Source organism: Bradyrhizobium sp. SZCCHNRI3052 (genome assembly GCF_032484895.1).
Classification (GTDB): Bacteria; Pseudomonadota; Alphaproteobacteria; order Rhizobiales; family Xanthobacteraceae; genus Bradyrhizobium.
In genome coordinates, this window is sequence record NZ_JAUETW010000014.1 from 43601 (window position 1) to 64730 (window position 21130).

A 21130-nucleotide genomic window follows, 5' to 3' on the forward strand; every position below is an offset into this window, starting at 1 on the left:
AGGGATGGGTTGACAGCCGAACAATCGAGCGCTTTATTCTGCCGCACGGGGATGTGCGATCTCCCCGCGAGGCGACATGCCCAAGAATCGCGTCCTGGTCACCAAGGGCGCAGCATGTCATCATCATACACCTCGATCTCACCCGAAAAATTGTCTCGACTGATCGGCACGGCGACCTCGCCACGGCTCGTCGACGTGCGTGTCGACGAGGATTTCGCCGCCGACCCACGCCTCATCCCCGGCGCCGTCAGGCGCTCCCATCTCGACGTGCAGCAATGGGCACCGAGCTTCACCGGCCAATCGGTTGTCGTGATCTGCCAGAAAGGCAAGAAGCTGAGCGAAGGCACCGCGGCCTGGCTCCGGTGCAGCAACGTCGCAGCCGAGGTCCTCGAGGGCGGCCACGTCGGCTGGACGGAGTCCCAACTCCCGACCGTGCCGGCCGACAGAATTCCGAGCAGGGACGACCGCGGCCGCACCGTCTGGGTCACGCGATCACGTCCCAAGATCGACCGCATCGCCTGTCCATGGCTGATCCGTCGCTTCGTCGACCCTGCAGCGGTCTTCCTGTTCGTGACGCCGGCCGAAGTCGAAGCCGTCGCCGAGCGTTTCCAAGCCACTCCCTTCGACATCGAGAATGTCTTCTGGAGCCACCGCGGCGAGCTTTGCACCTTCGACGTCATGGTCGAGGAGCTCGGTCTGCGGACACCACCATTGGAACGACTCGCCACGCTGGTGCGGGCCGCGGATACGGCGCGACTTGATCTCTCGCCCGAGGCTCCCGGCCTCCTTGCCGCTTCACTCGGGCTGTCGCGAATGTACGACGACGATCTGGAGCAGTTGAGCGCGGGGCTGCTGCTCTATGATGCCTTCTACCGCTGGTGCCGCGACGCCACGAAGGAGGCGCACAACTGGCCGTCCAGCAAGGTGAAGTCATGACGGACCTCGTAGCATCGCGGAAGCCGGTTGCGGCCGAGCACGCCCATGGCATCTCCTTCAACGACGCGCTTCTCGTGTGGATCCGGGTGGCCTGTCTGAGTTTCGGCGGCCCCGCCGGCCAGATCGCGGTCATGCATCGCATCCTCGTCGAGGAGAAGAACTGGATCTCGGAGAGCCGCTTCCTGCACGCCCTGAACTACTGCATGCTGCTGCCGGGACCCGAGGCGCAGCAGCTTGCGACCTATATCGGCTGGCTGCTGCACCGGACCACCGGCGGCATCGTTGCGGGCACACTTTTCATTCTGCCCGGCATTTTCGCCATCATGGGCCTCAGCTACATCTATGCGGCCTATGGCAATGTCGGCGTCGTCGAAGCCTTGTTCTTCGGCCTCAAGGCGGCCGTGCTGGCGATCGTGATCCAGGCCGTCGTCCGCGTCGGCAAGCGCGCGCTACGCAATCGGATCATGATCGGACTGGCGGCCGCAGCCTTCGTCGCGATCTTCTTCTTCCGCGCGCCGTTTCCGATCATCATCATTGCTGCCGGAGTCATCGGCTTCGTCGCTGCCCGCCTCGGCCGGCCGGAATTCGCAGCCCTCGAACACGGCGGCAAGAACGCCGGTGCGATCGACAGCATGCTCGGCGAAGCCGTGCCGGATCACGTCCGTCCGAACGCTTCGCGCGCGCTGCGCGTGGCGGCCGTCTGGCTCGCGATCTGGCTCGCCCCCGTCTTCGCACTGCTGATCCTGCTCGGGCCGAACGACGTCTTCGGTCAGATCGCTATCTTCTTCAGCAAGATGGCGATGGTGACGTTCGGCGGCGCCTACGCCGTGCTCGCCTACGTCGCGCAACAGGCCGCGGAGTACTATCACTGGGTTGCTCCGCGCGAGATGCTCGACGGCCTCGGCATGGCGGAGACGACTCCCGGTCCCCTGATCATGGTCGTCCAGTTCGTGGGCTTCATGGCCGCGTTCCGCGGGGCGAGCGGGCTGTCTCCCATGCTCGCAGGCACGCTGGGCGGACTGCTGGCGACGTGGGTGACGTTCGCGCCCTGCTTTCTCTGGATCTTCGTCGGCGCGCCCTACATCGAGGCGTTGCGGGGAAACAAGGCGCTCGGCGGCGCGCTCTCGGCCATCACCGCCGCCGTCGTCGGCGTGATTCTCAATCTCTCGATCTGGTTCGCGCTGCACACCCTCTTCCGCGAGACCTTTCCGATCCAGGGATTCGGACTGTCATTCGACGCGCCCCGGCCGATGAGCATCGACCTGCCGGCCGTTGTCCTGTCGGTTGCGGCCGCCACGGCCATTTTCCGCTTCAACCTGGGAATGCTCGTCGTGCTCGCCGCCTCGTGCATCGCGGGCATGCTGATGCGCGTTGCAGGCGTCATCTGAGAGCACGCTGCGACGGAACATGGGGCAGTGCCAGACCAAAAGGAGCGAACGATGAGAAGCACGATCTGGAGTCTGTTGGGCCTCGGCGCCTGCCTCCTCGCACACGGCGCCGGACCGATCGTCTCGACGGCGCGCGCACAGGACATTGATTGGCAGAAGGTCGACGAGACATTGGGCCGGAAGCCGTCCGTGGCGGGAGACGTCCGCCGGTACGGCTTCCCGCGCACCGATCTCGCGGTGACCCTGGACGGCGTAACCATCAGGCCGGCGCTCGCGCTCGGCGGCTGGGTCGCGTTCAAGCCGGCGCATGGCGCCACCATGATCATGGGCGATCTCGTCCTGCTGGAATCAGAGATCAACCCGGTGATGGCGAAGATGATCGCCGGCGGGCTCGAAATCAGCGCCGTGCACAACCATCTGCTCCGCGCGAGCCCAGCAACGTCCTACATGCATGTCGTCGGTCACGGAGATCCGGTCAAACTCGCGTCCGCCATCCGCGACGCCCTCGCCGACAGCAAGACACCGTTGACGGTTGCGGCGTCGCCGACCACGCCGCCACCGGCCATCGATCTCGACACGGCACAGCTCGATCAGATCCTGGCGGTCAAAGGACAGGCCAATGGCGGAGTCTATCAGTTCAGCGTGCCGCGACGCGATCCCATCGTCGAGGGTGGACTATCCTTGTCTCCCGTCGCGGCGATGGGCGTCGCGACGGGCATCAACTTCCAGCCGACCGGCGCAGGCAAGGCCGCCGTCACCGGTGACTTCGTGCTGAGCGGGGAGGAGGTGAACCCCGTGATCCGGACGCTCCGTGCCCACGGCATCGAGGTCACGGCGCTGCATAGTCACATGCTGGACGAACACCCCCGCCTCTTCTTCATGCACTTCTGGGCGAACGATGATGCGATCAAGCTCGCCAAGGGTTTGCGGGCGGCGCTCGACAAGACGGCAAGCACCAAGAGCTAAGAGCAAAGAGCGAGGAAAGGCGCGGTCCGAGAGTATGCGGGCCTTGCTCTGCCGGCAGGTGCGGCAACCTTTTGGTCTGGCCCACCTGCAACGGCCGCGCATGCGTGAGACGCCGATCGGTGGCAAGGCAACGCGCTGCCGGAGTCCATGCGAGCTCTCTCGTCCGAAGATTGGGGACGGGGGCAGATCCCGTCCCTCGACCCACGCGCGATCCTATGGCAAGTCTGGACGACGCCGATGTGGCGCAGCCGGATGTCGTAATGCCGTCGAAGCAGGACTGGACGCTCGCTTTCCCGCCGTTGCGGCAATTGCCGGAGGAGATCTCCGCGCAGTTGCGCGAGGCCAGCCTCATTGTCGAGCTTCCGGAAGGCAGCCGGATCTTCGGCCCCGGCCAGGCGCCGGACTCCTTCCTGCTGCTGCTGGACGGGACCATCCGCGTGCAGCAGACGTCCGAGTCCGGCCGCGAGATCGTGCTCTACCGCGTCCAGGCAGGCGAGAGCTGCGCGCTGACCACGGCCTGCCTGATGGGTTACGAGGAATACCAGGCCGAGGGCATCGCGGAAACCCGGATCCGTGCCGTGGCGATCCCGCGCGCGCTGTTCGACCGGCTGATCGCCAGCTCGCGCGAATTCCGCCAGTTCGTCTTCACCGCATTCAGCCGCCGTGTCACCAATCTCTTCCGCATCATCGAGGAAGTCGCGTTCGAGCGGATCGATGTGCGGCTCGCGCAGAAGCTTCTGGATCTCGCCGGGGCGAAGCAGCAGATCGCTGCGACGCATCAGGAGCTCGCCAACGAGCTCGGCAGCGCGCGCGAGGTCATCAGCCGGCAGCTCAATGAATTCGCGCGGCGCGGCTGGTTGCGAATGGCTCGCGGAATCGTCGAGATCACCGACAGACCGGCGCTCGTCCAGCTGGCCCAGCATGGCTAGGAACCGGCGTCTCTTGGTGACTTAGTTACATACCCGCGCAATGTCCCGCTCTATCGTCCGCATCATCGCAAGCCAACGGGGAGCGCGACATGACACAGAACATTGGCAAGATTGACCGGCTGCTCAGGATCATCGTCGGACTCGCCATCCTCAGTCTCACGGTCGTAGGGCCGCAGACCTTGTGGGGCCTTCTGGGCCTGATCCCGCTGGGCACCGCACTGATCGGCTGGTGCCCGCCCTACGCGATGCTCGGCATCAATACCTGCGGAACGAAGTCCAATCCGACGTCTTAGACCGTTCTGGACGACAAAACGGGGCGTGGGCGGCGATGCCGCCCCGGAGCCAAATCGTGGAGCAGCAGCCATGTCCTATCCAATCGATCTCGGCGTGCAGCCGAAGGTGGCCGGATTCTTCGATCCTGACACCAGCACGATCAGCTACGTGGTGAAGGACCCGTCATCGCCGTCCTGCGCGATCGTCGATCCCGTCCTCGACATCGACTACGCAGCCGGCCGCATCAGCACCCGCTCCGCCGACATGCTGATCGACTACGTGAAGATCAACGGCCTCAGGCCGGAGTGGCTGATCGAAACGCATGCCCATGCCGACCATCTCTCCGCTGCGCCCTACATCCAGGACAAGCTCGGCGGCAAGATCGGCATCGGCGAGCATATCCTGACCGTGCAGGAGACCTTCGGCAAGGTCTTCAACGAGGGCACGGAATTTCGCCGCGACGGCAGCCAGTTCGACCGGCTGTTCAAGGATGGCGACACCTATCAGGTGGGACAGATGACGGCCTTCGTGATGCACACGCCGGGCCATACGCCGGCCTGTGCCACACATGTGATGGGCGATGCTGCTTTCGTCGGCGACACCCTGTTCATGCCGGACGGGGGAACGGCGCGGGCCGACTTTCCAGGCGGCGATGCGCGCACGCTGTACCGCTCGATCCGGAAGATCCTTGAGACGCTGCCGCGCGAGACCCGGCTGTTCATGTGTCATGACTATGCCCCCGACGGCCGCGCGGTGCGCTGGGAAACGACCGTCGGCGAGGAGCGGCTCCACAACATCCACGCGCGAGACGGGATGACCGAGAACGAGTTCGTCGCGCTCCGCGAGGCCCGCGACAAGACGCTCGGCATGCCGCGCCTGATCATTCCATCACTTCAGGTCAACATCCGCGCCGGACATCTGCCTCCCGCGGACGCGACGGGAAAGACATTCCTGAAGGTACCGATCAACGTACTTTGAGAACCACTCGCTTTGCTCACGCGATGCCGGCTTGGCCGCGAGCTCGCGGTGTCACGAAGATGTCAGTTGCCAGGAGCGGCCGGTCTGCGCGACCAGTCCAAGCTGGAGAAGTTGATCCAAGATGAGGCGTGCTGATTTCGAGATGCCAGCGATGACACGCCGCCTGATAGCGGCGCTGATCGCGCTCGTCTTGAGTCTGGCGCCTCTGCTCGGAACGTTCGAGGTTGCAACGGCAGACGCCGGCGCCGGTGCCGGTGCGCACCAATGGTCCCGAACGACCACGAGCGCGCCCAAGCCCTGCAGGAAGGCCGTCATCCCGGGCATGATCAACACGTGTCCGTTTGCCGCGGCTGGTCTGACCGCCGTCCCGGCGAGCGACAGTGCGGCGGCACAGCCGGTTGCCGCCTCCCGGACGCTGTCCTGGCGCCCCTATGACGAGGCGCTGACAACGCAATGCGACGCGTCCTCGCCCTACCGTCCCCCCTGTCGCCACGCCTGATCCTTCCGTCGTCATCGGCTTACGGGCCGCGTAACGTCGTGACTTGAGCGGACGAATATCCACCATCGATCGTGCGTCGTGCAGGTCGGCTTAAGGTGCCCATTGCCAGGCGCGCCTTGCGCCGGGTCGCGCAGCGCAACTGCCACGCAATGCACGATCAGCGCGCGGGAGATCATCATGTCCATCCGTCATCTTGGCCGGCTCGCATGGCTGCTCGGCCTGCTCCATCTTGCGGCGACGACCGCTGTCGCGGGCGAGTTGCGCCCGCAGGCGAACGTCGACACGCGCCTGCTGGTCGGCGACGTCACGCGAGCAGACGGAGGCCCGGCCGCGGCATGGGCCGGACTGGATGTCAGGCTGGATGCAGGCTGGCACACCTATTGGCGCTCGCCCGGCGATGCCGGCGCGCCACCCGAATTCGACTGGACCGGCTCACGCAACGTCGCCGATGTCACCGTCGAATGGCCGGCGCCGAGCCGCTTCAGCGAGCAGGATATCGACACGTTCGGCTACGCCGAGCACGTGCTGTTTCCGTTGCGCGTGCGGCTCGAGGATGGAGCGGCGCCCGCACATCTCACGCTGAAAACGGTGCTGTTCGTCTGCTCGGTCATCTGCACCCAGCAGGAGGCCCATCTCGAGGCCGACATCCCCGCCGTCTCGCACCGGCCGAACGATCAGGCGCTGATCGACGAATGGCGGCAGAGCGTCCCCCGCGCGAGTTCGCCCGGGCTCTCCATCACGGCGTTGCGCATCGATCGGCAACCACAACCGCATCTGCAGCTCGAGGCGCATGCGACGCCGCCACTGCACGCGCCCGACGTCTTCCTTGATGGGAACGATGCCGTGTCCGGCGGCCGTCCCCGGGTGAGCCCGATGTCGGACGGCGGCGTACGGATCACCGTGCCGGTGCAAGGCCTCGATCAGGCCGGTCCGGGACAACGCCTGCGGGTCACCCTGGTCGATGGCGACCGATCGATCGAGGCCATGCTTCCGGTGGATGCCGATCAAGCCGCTCGCGCTTCTGCGGCCAAAGCAGCCACACCGGCACCGCGTCCTTCGGCGGCATCGATCTGGGCCATGCTCGGCGCGGCCCTGCTCGGCGGCTTCATCCTCAACTTCATGCCCTGCGTGTTTCCGGTGTTGTCGCTGAAGCTCGTTTCGCTGGTCGATCACGATCCCGCACACGCGCCCTCGCCGCGCCGGGCATTCCTGGCGACGGCGGCCGGCATCGTCGCCTCGTTCGTGACACTTGCCACCGTCCTCTCAGCACTCAAGGCCGCGGGCGCCGAGGTCGGCTGGGGCCTGCAGTTTCAGCAGCCCGCTTTCCTCATCGCGATGATCATCGTGCTCGCGGCATTCGGTGCCAACCTGCTCGGCCTGTTCGAGATCAGCCTGCCGTGGTGGATCGCCGGCCGCCTTGGCAACGCCGCGAGCCACAGGACGATGGCAGGTCATGCCATCAACGGCTTCGTCATGACGCTGCTGGCCACGCCGTGCTCCGCGCCGTTCGTCGGGACCGCCGTCGCTTTTGCGCTGTCGCAGGCCGCACCGCAAATCCTGCTGGTGTTCACCACGCTCGGGCTCGGCATGGCTGCGCCATATCTGTCTCTGGCCGCGGCGCCACGCCTTGCCGCACTCTTCCCGCGGCCCGGCCGCTGGATGCTGAAGCTGCGCGTGCTTGCAGCGCTCGCGATGGCGGCGACCGCGCTATGGCTGCTGATCGTGCTCGCCGACATCAGTGGCCCCTCGACTGCGGCCGTCCTCGCCGCTGCGCTGCTCGTCCCCGCTCTGATCATGGCGTCGCTCCGTTTCCCGTTGCGGCGAACGATCGCCGGAGCCGGCCTCGCCGGCACGATCGGACTGGCGCTGATCGCCGCCACCTCCGTCAAGCAGCCGGACGGCGCAAGCCGGCCGGCCGGAATCGCCTGGCAGCCGCTGGTGCCCGCCGAGATCACGGCGCAGGTGCGGGCCGGTCACACGGTCTTCGTCGACATCGGCGCCAGCTGGTGCGTCACCTGCAAGGTCAACGAGAAGCTCGTGCTCGACAGCGCGGCCGTGCGCAGCCGACTCGCGTCGGGTGTCGTTGCCGTCAAGGCGGACTGGACCTCACCCAGCGACGCGATCGCGACCTATCTCCGATCCTTTGGCCGCTACGGCCTGCCGTTCAACGTCGTGTTCGGCCCCGGAGCTCCCAACGGCATCCTGCTCCCCGAACTGCTGACGCCGCAGACCGTGCTGGACGCCATCGACACCGCATCGACCATCCCTCATCAGGAGAACGACAAGTCATGACCACGAAGACCTTTGCCGCATCGATCGCCATGCTGCTGCTGTTGACTGCGGCCATCCTGCCGATCCAGGCCCGCGCCGAGGACGACGACACCGACATTCTGAGCGAAGCGCGCATCCTGCACGATCCCGCCATCCCTGCCGTCGGAAACGCCGAGGGCGACATCACGATCGTCGAGTATTTCGACTATCAATGCCCGTATTGCCGCAAGATCAGCCCGGAGCTCGCCAAGGTGGTTCGCGACGACGGTCACGTCCGTCTCGTCTTCAAGGATTGGCCGATCTTCGGCGGCGCCTCGATCTACGCGGCACGCCTCACCCTGGCGGCGAGATATCAGGACAAGTTCGCCGAGGCCCATGAGGCGCTGATCTCGCTCAATGAGAAGCTGTCCGAGGCCAAGGTCGATGCGGCGCTCAGCGGCGCCGGAATCGACCTCGCCCGCGCCAAGGCCGACCTCGCGGCCAAGCACGCCGACATCGACGCCGTGCTCGCGCGCAATCACGAGCAGGCCACGGGCCTCGGCTTCCGCGGCACGCCGGCCTTCATCATCGGCCATTTCCGCATCCCCGGCGTCCCCAATGCACAGGCTTTCAAGCAGGCCATTGCGGATGCCCGCGCTGCTGCATCCGCCAAGTGAGCAGGCACCTGACGCTCGCCATGGACAGCCGCAGCGCCGCGCCCGCAACGTGCGGCTCAGTAGCTGGCCACAACGGAGAAGGAGATCTCGTTCCGGACGTTTGGGACAGCGGAGCTTCCTGATTCACTTCCGCGATAGGATAGAGTGAGGTCGTGATGCGGTTGGCCGGCACGGTCAGGCCGATCTCGGCATTGGCGAGGTGGCAGCCGGGGTCGTCGGCCGCGGCATGGCCGGCGATGCGCGGCGCACGCCGCGGGCGTATTGCATTGCAGATGTCAACATGTGCGCGGGCACCACGGCGGCCGGCGACTCGGGATTGCATCATCGCTTCGCTCCGCGCATGACGGCCGCGGCAGGCAGTGGCCCCGCCTGATGCGAACCGCCGAGCTGGGCGCGTCTGCCAAGCCGCGGCCGATGATCCCGCCAACATTCCCACGGCACCCAATCGATGCTACCAAGCCCGCACAATCCGCCGTATCCATGCCGAGGACGCATCGATGTTCGACCTCAACCAGCTGCGCTGCTTCGTCACCGTGGCCGAGGAGCTGCATTTCGGCCGCGCCGCGATCCGGCTCAACATGACGCAGCCGCCGCTGTCGCGGCAGATCCAGGTGCTGGAGCACATCATCGATGCGGTGCTGCTGGAGCGCACCAGCCGCTCGGTCAAGCTGACGCCGGCCGGGCGCAGCTTTTTGCCCGAGGCACGGCGCATCCTGAAGATGGCCGAGAGCGCCGCCCAGGTGGCGCAGCGCATTGCCAGCGGCAAGAGCGGCTCGCTCAAGATCGGCTTCACCGCGGCCGCGGCTTACAGCTTCCTGCCCGATCTGGTCGCCGCCTGCCGCAGCGAGCTTCCAGAAGCCGATCTGTCGCTGAAGGAAATGGTCTCCGGCGACCAGATCGAGGCGCTGGCCTCCGGCCAGATCGACGCCGGCCTGCTGCGGCCGCCGATCGCGCGCCCCGAATTCGCCACCCGCCGCGTCGTCGCCGAGCCGCTCTGCGCCGCGCTGCCGCGCCGCCATCGTCTCGCCTCCGCCGAGGCCGTGTCGATCCGTGATTTCGACGGCCAGAACTTCATCATGTATTCGCAGACCGAGGCGCGCTATTTCCACGATCTCCTGGTGTCGCAGTTCATGCGTGCAGAGGTGTTGCCCCGCTACGTGCAGCACCTGAGCCAGATCCACTCGATCCTGGCGATGGTGCGCGCCGGCCTCGGGCTTGCGATCGTGCCCGAAGCTGCCTCCAGCCTGAAGATCGCCGATGTCCGGCTGCGGCCGCTGAAGCTGCGCAACCCGACGCCGGCCGAGCTGTTCCTGGTCTGGCGGCGCGATCACGACAATCCGCTGCTGCCGGCACTGGTCGAGCTGGCCGGCAATCTCGCCGTGCAGCACGCGGAAGATTGATATCTGATCTGCATCAATCGATACCATCATTGGCTTGGACCGGCATCGAACTTGGTCCTACGACATCGCCCGGGGGAATGCGCGCCGGCGCCGGCCGCGCCCGTTCCCAAGGACATTCGTGAAGGACCCGCGCGATGAGCAAGATGACCCCGACGGAAATGGCTGCGAAGATCGGCAGCGGCCTGCTCTCCTTCCCCGTGACGCCGTTCAAGGCCGACTATTCGTTCGACGAGGCCACCTATCGCGCCAACATGGACTGGCTGTGCGGCTATGACGTCGCGGGCCTGTTCGCTGCCGGCGGCACCGGCGAGTTCTTCTCGCTGACCGCCGCCGAGGTGCCGGAGGTGGTCAAGGTCGCGGTCGACGAGACCAAGGGCCGCGTGCCCGTGCTCGCTGGCACCGGCTACGGCACCGCGATCGCGCGCGAGATCGCGATTGGCGCCGAGAAGGCCGGCGCCGACGGCCTCCTGCTGCTGCCGCCCTATCTGATGCATGCCGAGCAGGACGGCCTCGCCGCCCATGTCGAGGCGGTCTGCAAATCGGTCAAGATCGGCGTCATCGTCTACAACCGCGACAACGCCATCCTGCAGCCGGACACCCTGGCACGGCTGTGCGAGCGCTGCCCGAACCTGGTCGGCTACAAGGACGGCATCGGCGACATCGAGCTGATGACCCGTGTCTACACCAGGATGGGCGACCGCCTGACCTATATCGGCGGCCTGCCGACCGCCGAGACCTTCGCCCTGCCCTATCTCGACATGGGCGTGACGACCTACTCCTCGGCCGTGTTCAACTTCGTGCCGGAGTTCGCGACGAACTTCTATGCCGCAGTGCGCAAGCGCGACCACGCCACCATCCAGGCCGGATTGAAGGATTTCATTTTGCCGCTGATCGCGATACGCAACCGCAAGAAGGGCTACGCGGTCTCGATCATCAAGGCCGGCATGAAGGTGATCGGCCGCGATTCCGGCCCTGTCCGCCTGCCGCTGACCGATCTGACCGCGGAGGAGATGGCGGAGCTGACGGCGCTGGTGAAGGCGCTGCCGGGCGCCGTCTCGGCACAGCAGGCGGCGGAGTGATCTTGCTGTCATTCCGGGGCAAGGCCGCAAGGCCTTGAACCCGGAATCTCCGAGTTGATGGATAAGAAGAGACGCAAGCCAATCTCTGGATTCCGGGTTCAGCCCTGACGGGCTGCCCCGGAATGACGGAGATAGGAAGAAGACCGGGAGGAGCACATGAGTCACGCAGCCACCAGCACCGGAATCTCCGGCGCGCCGATCGTCACCGGCATGGAGGTCATTCCGGTGGCCGGCCGTGACAGCATGCTGCTCAATCTCAGCGGCGCGCATGGGCCGTTCTTCACCCGCAACCTCGTCATCCTCACCGACAATGCCGGCCACACTGGCGTCGGCGAGGTGCCCGGCGGAGAGAAGATCCGGCAGACGCTGGAGGATGCGAAGAGCCTGATCGTGGGCAGGAGCATCGGCGCCTGTAACACCATCCTCGCCACGATGCGTACCGCCTTCGCCGATCGTGACGCCGGCGGCCGCGGCAAGCAGACCTTCGATCTGCGCGTCATGATCCATGCGGTGACCGCAGTCGAATCCGCGCTGCTCGACCTGCTCGGCCAGCATCTCGGCCTGCCGGTGGCGGCCCTGCTCGGCGAAGGCCAGCAGCGCGCCTCCGTCGAGGCGCTCGGCTATCTGTTCTTCATCGGCGACCGCAAGAAGACCGACCTGCCCTACGCCACCGGCGAGCGCGAGAAGGACGGCTGGTATACGCTGCGACATCAGGAGGCGATGACGCCCGAAGCTGTGGTGCGGCTCGCCGAGGCGACGCACGACGCCTATGGCTTCGCCGACTTCAAGTTGAAGGGCGGCGTGCTCCGCGGCGAAGCCGAGATCGAGGCGGTGACCGCCATCGCAAAACGCTTCCCGCAGGCGCGCGTTACGCTCGACCCCAACGGCGCCTGGTCGCTCGATGAAGCGATCCGGCTGTGCAAGGACATGCACGGCATCCTGGCCTATGCCGAGGACCCCTGCGGCGCCGAGGCCGGCTTCTCCGGCCGCGAGATCATGGCCGAGTTCCGCCGCGCCACTGGCCTGCCGACCGCGACCAACATGATCGCCACCGACTGGCGGCAGCTCAGCCATGCGCTGCGGCTCGGGGCGGTCGACATTCCCTTGGCCGACCCCCATTTCTGGACCATGCAGGGCTCGGTGCGCGTCGCCCAGACCTGCCGCGACAATGGTCTGACCTGGGGTTCGCACTCCAACAACCATTTCGACATTTCGCTGGCGATGTTCACCCACGTGGCCGCCGCTGCGCCGGGCAAGGTCACCGCCATCGACACCCACTGGATCTGGCAGGACGGCCAGGCGCTGACCAAGGCGCCGCTGCAGATCAAGGGCGGCAGGATCGCCGTGCCCGAGCAACCCGGGCTCGGTGTCGAGGTTGACCGCGGCGCCATCGAAAAGGCCCATGCGCTGTACAAGAGCCACGGGCTCGGTGCACGCGACGACGCCGTCGCAATGCAGTATCTGATCCCCGGCTGGACCTTCGACGACAAGCGCCCCTGTCTCGTGCGATGACGGGGGCGATCGGTTAGATTGTCCGAGCAATCGCGCAAAGTCTGGAGAACAACATGAACGCGATCCTCAAGAATTTCATCGCCGGCGAGTGGGTCGACGGCAGCGGGGTGACCCGCAACATCAACCCGTCCAACACCAACGACGTCGTCGGCGAATACGCCAAGGCCGACAAGGCGCAGACCGAGAAGGCGATCGCCGCCGCCAAGGCCGCCTTCCCGGCCTGGTCGCGCTCGACGCCGCAGGAGCGCTATGACGCGCTCAACAAGATCTCGGCGGAGATCCTGTCGCGCAAGGAAGAGCTCGGCCGCCTGCTGGCGCGCGAGGAGGGCAAGACGCTGCCGGAGGGCATCGGCGAGGTCGCCCGTGCCGGCCAGATCTTTGCGTTCTTTGCCGGCGAGGCGCTGCGCCTCACCGGCGAGAAGGGCGCCTCGGTCCGTCCGGGCCTCGACGTCGAGATCACCCGCGAGGCCGTCGGCGTCGTCGGCATGATCACGCCCTGGAATTTCCCGATCGCGATCCCCGCCTGGAAGATCGCGCCCGCGCTCTGCTACGGCAACACGGTCGTGTTCAAGCCGGCGGAGCTGGTGCCCGGCTCGGCGCATGCGCTGTCCGAGATCATCGCGCGCTCCGGCCTTCCCGCCGGCGTCTTCAACCTCGTCGTCGGCTCCGGCTCGGTGGTCGGCCAGACCCTGCTCGAGCATCCGGACGTTCACGCGATCTCCTTCACCGGCTCGGTCGGCACGGGGCGCAAGATCGCGCAGGCCTGCGTGCTGTCGAACCCGATGAAGAAGTTCCAGCTGGAGATGGGCGGCAAGAATCCGATGGTCGTGCTCGACGATGCCGACGTCAAGGTCGCGGTCGAAGCCTGTGTCAACGGCTCCTATTTCTCGACCGGCCAACGCTGCACGGCGTCCTCGCGCCTGATCGTCACCGAGGGCATCCACGACAAGTTCGTCGCGGCGATGACCGAGCGGCTCAAGGGCCTCGTGGTCGATGACGCCGTCAAGCAGGGCACCCATATCGGCCCGGTGGTCGACGCCAACCAGCTCGAGCAGGATCAGCGCTATCTCAAGATCGGCCAGGACGAAGGCGCCAAGCTCACCTGGGGCGGCGAGCTGCTCAACCGCGAGACGCCCGGCTTCTACATGCAGCCAGCGCTGTTCACCGAGGCCACCAACGCGATGCGCATTGCCCGCGAGGAGATCTTCGGACCGGTCGCCTGCGTCATCCGCGCCAAGAACTACGACGAGGCGCTGGCGATCGCCAACGACACCGAGTTCGGCCTCGCGGCCGGCGTCTGCACCACCAGCCTGAAATACGCCTCGCACTTCAAGCGCAACAGCGAGGCCGGCATGGTGATGGTCAATTTGCCGACCGCCGGCGTCGACTATCACGTCCCGTTCGGCGGCCGCAAAGGCTCGAGCTACGGCGCCCGCGAGCAGGGCTCCTACGCGCGGGAATTCTACACGACGGTGAAGACGGCCTACACCTTCCCGGTGTGAGCCTCGTCCGCCGTGAGCTACCAGACGGGCCGCATCGACGGTCCACTCCCTCTCCCCGTTCTTACGGGGAGAGGGGATGAAAGAAGCAAGTAGGCAGGCACGGCGCTCCGCGCCTTTGCCCACCCACCGGAGCGGAACGGAGCCAGCATGAACCAGCAGGTCGTCGCCAACGAGGAGCCCCGCATCATCAAGCTCAACGCGCGCGACAACGTCGCGATCGTGGTGAACGATTTCGGCCTGCCTGCCGGCACCAAATTTCCCGATGGCCTGACGCTGAGGAGCTTCGTCCCGCAGGGCCACAAGACCGCACTGGTCGACATCGCCGAGGGCGCGCCGATCGTCCGCTACGGCGAGATCATCGGCTATGCGAAGTCGCCGATCGCATCCGGCGAATGGGTGGACGAGGCTCGCATCGACATGCCTGAGGCTCCTGCCCTCGATCAGCTCGAAATCTCCACCGCGGTGCCGGCGCCGCTGCCGCCGCTCGAAGGCTACACCTTCGAAGGCTATCGCAATCGCGACGGCTCGGTCGGCACCCGCAACGTGCTGGGCATCTCGACCTCGGTCCAATGCGTCAAGGGCACGCTCGAATTCGCGATCAAGCGCATCAAGAGCGAGCTGCTGCCGAAGTACCCGAATGTCGATGACGTCGTCGCGCTTACCCACGCCTATGGCTGCGGTGTCGCGATCACGGCGCCAGATGCCGTGGTGCCGATCCGAACCCTGCAGAACCTCGCACTGAACCCGAATTTCGGCGGCGAGATCCTCGTCGTCGGCCTCGGCTGCGAGAAGCTCGCGCCGGAGCGGCTGCTGCCGGAAGGCACTGAAGACTCGATCGTCCGCATGCAGGACGAGGCCTTCGACGGCTTCGGCGCCATCGTCGACGCCATCATGACGCAGGCCGATCGCCGCCTTGCCGAACTCAACAAGCGCACCCGCGAGACCTGCCCGGCGTCCGATCTCGTGATCGGCCTGCAATGCGGCGGCAGCGATGCGTTCTCCGGTGTGACCGCCAATCCCGCAGTGGGCTTCGCGGCGGACCTGCTGGTCCGTGCCGGCGCCACCGTGATGTTCTCGGAGGTGACCGAGGTTCGCGACGCGATCCAATTGCTGACCCGGCGCGCCATCAACGAGGACGTCGGCCGCGCGCTGATCCGTGAGATGGACTGGTACGATTCCTATCTCGCGCGCGGCGGCGCCGATCGCAGCGCCAACACGACGCCCGGCAACAAGAAGGGCGGCCTCGCCAACATCGTCGAGAAGTCGCTGGGCTCGATCGTGAAGTCGGGCTCCGGTCCGATCCACGGCGTGCTGGCGCCGGGCGAGAAGGCCAAGCAAAAGGGCATGCTGTTCGCGGCGACGCCAGCCTCCGACTTCATCTGTGGCACCCTGCAGCTCGCATCCGGCATGACCTTGCAGGTGTTCACCACGGGCCGCGGCACGCCCTACGGCCTTGCTGCGGCGCCCGTCATCAAGGTCGCGACCCGCAGCGAGCTGGCGCGGCGCTGGAAGGATCTGATCGACTTCGACGCCGGCCGCATCGCCACCGGCGAGATGACGATCGAGGAAACCGGCTGGGAGTTGTTCAAGCTGATCCTCGACGTCGCCTCCGGCCGCACCAAGCCATGGTCGGACCGCTGGGGCATCCACAACGATCTGACCTTGTTCAATCCGGCGCCGGTGACCTGAGGGAGGGCTCACCCTGCCATGCCAATTGTCTCGCTCAAACCTCTCCCCGTCATTGCGAGCGAAGCGAAGCAATCCAGGGTCCCGCCCACCATCCTGGATTGCTTCGCTTCGCTCGCAATGACGCGTATGTTGAAGCAACGAGCCTAGACAACGAATGCCGGGAGGAAGAGCCAGATGTCCAGCTTCAGCCGCTTCGCCGCGATTGCCGTAGCAGCCTTCCTCCTCTCCGCCGGCCCTTCCCGCTCCCAAGACGCCATCCCTGGTGTCCCCCGCGAGCTGCTCGAGGACATCGCGACCGGCAGCCGCATCCTCGCCGATCTCGGCGTCGTCGACGCCTTCGGCCATGTCAGCGCGCGGCATCCCACCAATCCGCACCACTTCCTGATGGCACGCTCGATCGCGCCGGCGCAGGTGACGGCCAATGACATCATGGAGTTCGATGAGAACGGCGAACCGGTCGATGCGAGGAACCGCGCCGTCTTCCTCGAGCGCTTCATCCATGCCGAGATCTACAAGGCGCGTCCGGACGTCAGCGCGGTGGTGCATACGCATTCGCCGGGCGTCGTGCCGTTCAGCGTCAGCCATACACCCTTGAAGCCGCTGTATCACAACGCCGCCTTCCTCGGCACCGGCGCGCCGGTGTGGGACATCGGCAAGGAGTTCGGCGCCACCAACATGCTGGTCAGCAACAATGTGATCGGCAAATCGCTGGCGGCCACGCTTGGCGACAAATCGGTGGTGCTGATGCGCGGCCACGGCGACGTCGCGGTTGGACCGTCGGTCAAGGCCGCCGTGTTCCGCGCCTATTACACCGACGTCAATGCGAAGCTGCAGGCGCAGGCGATCGGGCTCGGCAGAGACGTCACCTATCTCAGCGCCGAGGAGGCCGCCAAGGCCGACGCGGTCAACATGGTGATCATGGACCGCGCCTGGGCGCTGTGGAAGCAGAAGGCGCAGTCGGCGAAATAGTCCCGGAGATTGAAGATCATTCCGGGGCAGCGCCGCCCCGGAATCCTGTGACGCGCCGAGCCCGCTGCACCACGCCTTCCGTCTCGACATGGAGCGCGGGCGAGTGCGCGGCGTGCGCACGGAACTTTCCATTCCTTTTACGGTATCGGCCGACCGTGCCGTACAGCGCCGGGCTTGCGCTGGCGCGATGTGCACTGCTGCACTGGTGTCCGACCTCTTTTTGCCGCAAAGCTGACACATATCGCTTAACCTGTCGCGCCGTCATGATTCCTCCAGGCTCACTCCCGCGGATGCCCCTGCATTTTCCTCGTCTTGCTGCCGTTGCGCTCGGTCTCTGCCTGAGTGCGCCCTGCCTGGCTCAGCAGCCGATGCCGGTGACGAGCTCGCCGGAGGAGCGGCCCGACATCGATCTCTACGCGCTGATGTCCGGCACCTGCCGGACCGCAAAGGTCGACGGCCGCGAATTTTCCTGCAAGACGGTGGCGTTCTTTCACAGCGAGAAGGGGCGCGCCCATTTCACCGTCGCGCTCGACGATCCCGCTGACGAGAGCCACATCATCGCGTTCTCCGGCATCAATGGCCGCAGGTCGATCCAGAACGTCTACGAACTGCCGATCGACAGGATGCTGCTGAATTCCAAGCATCGCCCGAAGGTCGATGGCATTCCGGTGCCGGTGACGAAGAGCTCGGCCGGCATGTGCCGTCAGGTCGGCAACTTCGCGATGCTCAAGGTCACGAGCGTGACCTGCTCCGCCAAGGACGACAGCGGCCGCGCCTATGAGCTGCAGTTCGTCTCCGACGGCACGCCCATCACCTTGCGCCGGGTGCGCCAGACGATGACGAACGCCGAGCACAATCCCTATGAATGAGCGCGTCGCGATTGCGGCGACCGCGCGCATCCGCGTCGCCTGACGCGCATCTGCTCCAATCCGCATCTCGAACAGCCATGAACATGAGGGCGCGTTCTCGCGGCAGATGATGCCCGAGGCTTACGATCCGTCTCGCCCTCGGGAGTGCAAAGGGCGCAGGGAATGCCGGGTGAAGGCCCCACCCATGGCCCGCCTGCGAAAAAAATGCAGGCGGCAGGTACCACAGGCAAAGCCGGTTCAACCCGGCATTCCCTGCGCGATGGTCTTCACGCTTATACGCAGTCTCCCTGGTGCGCCGGGCTTGTTGGCCACCATTGCGACAATGCGCTTGCGCGCACTGCGCGTGATACCAGCATCGGGGTATCAGGACGCTGCGACTTCACGTCCGCGTATTGCCGTTCGTCCGCACGCTGGACAAGCATGCTGCGGCAACAGCGCGGCCATCGCAGCCCCACCTCGCGTGTCGTGACGATCGCGCGCTACGCCCCTCTGCGGTGAGGCGGGATGCGCTACCAAAGCACGATTTTCGAAAAAACGAAAGAGAAGAATGCAGGCGCGCGATCGGTCGTCAAGAGCGCGTTGAACGAACTGAACAAAATCCAGACCGGCGCGTTGCGCGCGACACGCAAGCGGAGCCTCTGTGTAGATTCCCGGAAGCTCATAGCCCTGCTGATTTGCCCGACGTGCCGGCTCGGCCACACTCGCGGCATCGATGATGCTCAGCGGCGGCGCGCCGCCGCGCCCAGGATGTCCTGGGTGGCGCGCCCGAGCCGCCTGGCGGCATCGGCGAGATCCTTCGCTGCAAAGCCCGAATAGCCCAGGATGAAACCGTCGGGCCCGCGCTGCACGATCCGCGCATCCGACAACAGCCGGCATTCGATGCCGGCCCGGTCGCGGATCAGTTTCGCCGTGCCCTTCGGCGCTGCCGGCGGCAAGGTCGCCAGCAGATGCAGTCCTTGCGACGGCGCGGCCAGTTGCAGGCTGCCTTTGCCGTGCTTGGCGAGCGCCTCGGCGACGACATCGCGCGCCTGGCGATAGCGCGGGCGCAGCCGCCGCATGTGGGCTGCGAGCACGCCGTCGGCCATCAGGTCGGCCAGCGCGTCCTGCATGAAGGCCGGCGGAAACCGGTCCTGCGCCGCGCGCGCCGCGACCACCCGCGCGACCAGCGCCGGCGGCACCACGAGGTAGCCGAGCCGCAGTCCCGCGAACAGCGTCTTGCCGAAGGTGCCGAGATAGATGACGCGCTCGCCGCCGATGCCGGCCAGCGCCGTCAGCGGCGGGCCGGCAAAGCGGTACTCGCTGTCGTAGTCGTCCTCGAAGATGTAGGCGTCCGCCCTGCGCGCCCAGTCGAGCAGCGCAATGCGCCGCGCCATGCTCATCGCAACGCCGGTCGGAAACTGATGCGATGGCGTCACGTAGGCGGCCTTGGCCGCCATGTACGCCGCCTCGCCCGAGCTCACTATGATTCCTTCATCATCGACGGGCACCGGGACCAGCTTCGCGCCGGTCGTGCTCAACGTATGGCGCGAGGCGACATAGCCCGGATCCTCGAACCAGACGGGATCGCCCGGCGCAAGCAACGCGTCGATGCACAGCCGCAGGCCATGCTGGGTGCCGCTCACGATGAGAATGCAGCTTGGGTCGCAGCGTACGCCGCGACTGGCGGCAAGGTAGTGCGCGACCTGGCTGCGCAGATGCAGGCTGCCGCGCGGATCGCCATAGCCGAGTTCGTCGGGCGCGGCGCGGGCGATGCGGCGACGGCTGGCCGCGGCGAGCCGCCGCAAGAGCACGGGATCGACCAGCGTGCAGCCGAGCGCGAACGGCCGGCGCGGCGGAATCCGGATATCCAGCTCAGCAACTGGTGCGGCGACCTGCGGTGCGGGCAGCTGTGCGGCGACATAGGTGCCGGCGCCGTGGCGCGCCTCGACCAGGCCATCCGACAGCAGCGCCTCATAGGCTGCGACGATCGCGTTGCGGCGAACACCGAGCTGCTCGGCGAGCCCGCGCGTCGAAGGCAGACGAAGGCCGGGCGCGAGCAGGCCATCGACGATGCCGGTGCGCAGCGCGCCGTGCACCTGCTGCGACTGGCTGCGGATGGTGCGGTCGAGGTGGATCGGCAGCGCCAGCACGTCGTCTCGGCGCCGCGAAGTGGTTGTCTGCTTTCGCATCGAAGTGGAACTCCCGGCAACCACTTTGCCATGGCATGACGTCGACGGAAACAGGAGACTGACGATGTCCGAACAACAGATGCCGAGCTATCCCGTCGACGACACCAACCGGGTCAAGCGGCGGCATCAGCGCGCCCACTACGATCATGCGACCGTCCATGCCCTGCTCGACTCCGCAACGCTGTGCCACGTCTCCTATGTCATCGACGGCCAGCCCTATTGCACGCCGACGCTGTATTGGCGCGAGGAAACGACGCTGTATTGGCATGGGTCGAGCGCCAGCCGCATGTTGCGCAGCCTGTCCGAGGGACAGCCGGCCTGTCTCACCGTGACCCATCTCGACGGCCTGGTGCTGGCGCGCAGCGCCTTCCATCACTCGGCCGACTATCGCTCGGTGATGGCGTTTGGCCATGCCCGGCTGATCGAGGATCCGGCGGAGAAGGAGCGAGCGCTGGTGATGATGGTCGATCGGCTGTTTCCCGGCCGCACGGCGAGCCTGCGCCCGACCACGGAGCAGGAGCTCAAGGCCACGTCGGTCGTGACCATGGAGATCGAAAAGGCATCGGCGAAGATCCGCGCCGCGGGCGTCATCGACGATGAGGAGGACTACGCGCTGCCGATCTATGCCGAGCGCATTCCTGTGCACACCCTGATCGGGCCGCCGGAGCCCGATGGCCGATTGCTGCCGGGCGTCACCCGTCCCGCGACGCTGTCAGGCTTCAGCGCCGGACGGCGGCTCGATGAGACGCTCACGGAGGCGTACGCGACGAGCTATCCGGCGGGGTAATGCGCGTAACTACCAAGCGATCCAGAGTGCCTTGCGCAACCCTGGATCGCCTCGTCGCTACGCTCCTCGCAATGACAATCGGAGCAGGCGTAGCGCCACTTTCCGTCATCGCCCGGCTCGACCGGGCGATCCGGTACGCCGAGACGGCTGTGATGGCATCGAGAGCAGCGGCGGACTGGATATCCCGCTTTGGCGGGGTATGACGATGGAACTGCAAACGCGCTGGCTCCCCGGCCGTCATCGCGAGCGCCAGCGAAGC

Annotated in this window: 18 protein-coding genes; 17 read left to right on the top strand and 1 reads right to left on the bottom strand. The window is 66.3% G+C overall.

Annotation, left to right across the window (positions count from 1 at the left end):
• The first annotated feature begins 114 nt into the window (after window positions 1–114).
• The 16 genes from QW887_RS28895 to QW887_RS28970 all read left to right on the top strand — a co-directional run bounded on the left by QW887_RS28895 (window position 115) and on the right by QW887_RS28970 (window position 17916).
• Window positions 115–936, top strand: coding sequence for a sulfurtransferase/chromate resistance protein (locus tag QW887_RS28895; protein ID WP_315825333.1), 822 nt, complete (start codon window positions 115–117; stop codon window positions 934–936).
• The gene (gene chrA / locus QW887_RS28900; RefSeq protein WP_316174312.1) at window positions 933–2324 is read left to right on the top strand and encodes a chromate efflux transporter; all 1392 of its coding nucleotides are present in this window, start codon (window positions 933–935) and stop codon (window positions 2322–2324) included. Before QW887_RS28895 ends, chrA begins: the two co-directional genes overlap by 4 nt.
• Before the next feature lie 51 nt (window positions 2325–2375).
• Window positions 2376–3290, top strand: a complete 915-nt coding sequence (locus QW887_RS28905; protein ID WP_316174313.1) for a DUF1259 domain-containing protein — start codon at window positions 2376–2378, stop codon at window positions 3288–3290.
• Window positions 3291–3550: 260 nt separating this feature from the next.
• Window positions 3551–4219: a Crp/Fnr family transcriptional regulator gene (locus tag QW887_RS28910; RefSeq protein ID WP_316174377.1), complete on the top strand. Its 669-nt coding sequence runs from the start codon at window positions 3551–3553 to the stop codon at window positions 4217–4219.
• Between the two features lie 89 nt (window positions 4220–4308).
• A complete protein-coding gene (locus QW887_RS28915; RefSeq protein WP_315713548.1) occupies window positions 4309–4512 on the top strand; it encodes a DUF2892 domain-containing protein in 204 nt (67 codons plus the stop codon).
• A gap of 70 nt (window positions 4513–4582) precedes the next feature.
• Window positions 4583–5470 (top strand): MBL fold metallo-hydrolase, encoded by an 888-nt coding sequence (locus tag QW887_RS28920; protein WP_316184090.1) that lies wholly within the window; start codon window positions 4583–4585, stop codon window positions 5468–5470.
• Window positions 5471–5621: 151 nt separating this feature from the next.
• Window positions 5622–5969 (top strand): hypothetical protein, encoded by a 348-nt coding sequence (locus QW887_RS28925; protein WP_315752335.1) that lies wholly within the window; start codon window positions 5622–5624, stop codon window positions 5967–5969.
• A gap of 177 nt (window positions 5970–6146) precedes the next feature.
• Window positions 6147–8261 carry a protein-disulfide reductase DsbD family protein gene (locus QW887_RS28930; protein WP_316184093.1) on the top strand — a complete coding sequence of 705 codons (2115 nt, stop codon included), beginning with the start codon at window positions 6147–6149 and terminating at the stop codon, window positions 8259–8261.
• Window positions 8258–8896: a DsbA family protein gene (locus QW887_RS28935; protein ID WP_316174316.1), complete on the top strand. Its 639-nt coding sequence runs from the start codon at window positions 8258–8260 to the stop codon at window positions 8894–8896. The genes QW887_RS28930 and QW887_RS28935 overlap by 4 nt, the downstream gene beginning before the upstream one ends.
• Window positions 8897–9393: 497 nt before the next feature.
• Window positions 9394–10296, top strand: a complete 903-nt coding sequence (locus QW887_RS28940; protein WP_315713553.1) for a LysR substrate-binding domain-containing protein — start codon at window positions 9394–9396, stop codon at window positions 10294–10296.
• 134 nt (window positions 10297–10430) lie between these two features.
• Window positions 10431–11375, top strand: coding sequence for a 5-dehydro-4-deoxyglucarate dehydratase (gene kdgD, locus QW887_RS28945; RefSeq protein WP_315825338.1), 945 nt, complete (start codon window positions 10431–10433; stop codon window positions 11373–11375).
• Between the two features lie 156 nt (window positions 11376–11531).
• Window positions 11532–12887 (top strand): glucarate dehydratase, encoded by a 1356-nt coding sequence (gene gudD / locus QW887_RS28950; RefSeq protein WP_316184096.1) that lies wholly within the window; start codon window positions 11532–11534, stop codon window positions 12885–12887.
• Between the two features lie 53 nt (window positions 12888–12940).
• Window positions 12941–14389 carry an aldehyde dehydrogenase family protein gene (locus tag QW887_RS28955; protein ID WP_315713556.1) on the top strand — a complete coding sequence of 483 codons (1449 nt, stop codon included), beginning with the start codon at window positions 12941–12943 and terminating at the stop codon, window positions 14387–14389.
• 147 nt (window positions 14390–14536) lie between these two features.
• Window positions 14537–16078 carry a galactarate dehydratase gene (gene garD / locus QW887_RS28960; protein WP_316184099.1) on the top strand — a complete coding sequence of 514 codons (1542 nt, stop codon included), beginning with the start codon at window positions 14537–14539 and terminating at the stop codon, window positions 16076–16078.
• A gap of 174 nt (window positions 16079–16252) precedes the next feature.
• Window positions 16253–17047: a class II aldolase/adducin family protein gene (locus QW887_RS28965; protein ID WP_316184101.1), complete on the top strand. Its 795-nt coding sequence runs from the start codon at window positions 16253–16255 to the stop codon at window positions 17045–17047.
• Between the two features lie 290 nt (window positions 17048–17337).
• On the top strand, window positions 17338–17916 hold the full coding sequence (locus QW887_RS28970) for a hypothetical protein (protein WP_316184102.1): 579 nt from the start codon (window positions 17338–17340) through the stop codon (window positions 17914–17916).
• A gap of 719 nt (window positions 17917–18635) precedes the next feature.
• Here QW887_RS28970 and QW887_RS28975 read toward each other — a convergent pair.
• Entirely contained in the window at window positions 18636–20084 is a 1449-nt protein-coding gene (locus QW887_RS28975) for a PLP-dependent aminotransferase family protein (protein WP_316184104.1), read from the bottom strand.
• 64 nt (window positions 20085–20148) lie between these two features.
• On the opposite strand from QW887_RS28975, the gene QW887_RS28980 reads away from it, so the two are divergent.
• Window positions 20149–20871 (top strand): pyridoxamine 5'-phosphate oxidase family protein, encoded by a 723-nt coding sequence (locus tag QW887_RS28980; RefSeq protein ID WP_316195599.1) that lies wholly within the window; start codon window positions 20149–20151, stop codon window positions 20869–20871.
• Window positions 20872–21130 lie beyond the last annotated feature (259 nt).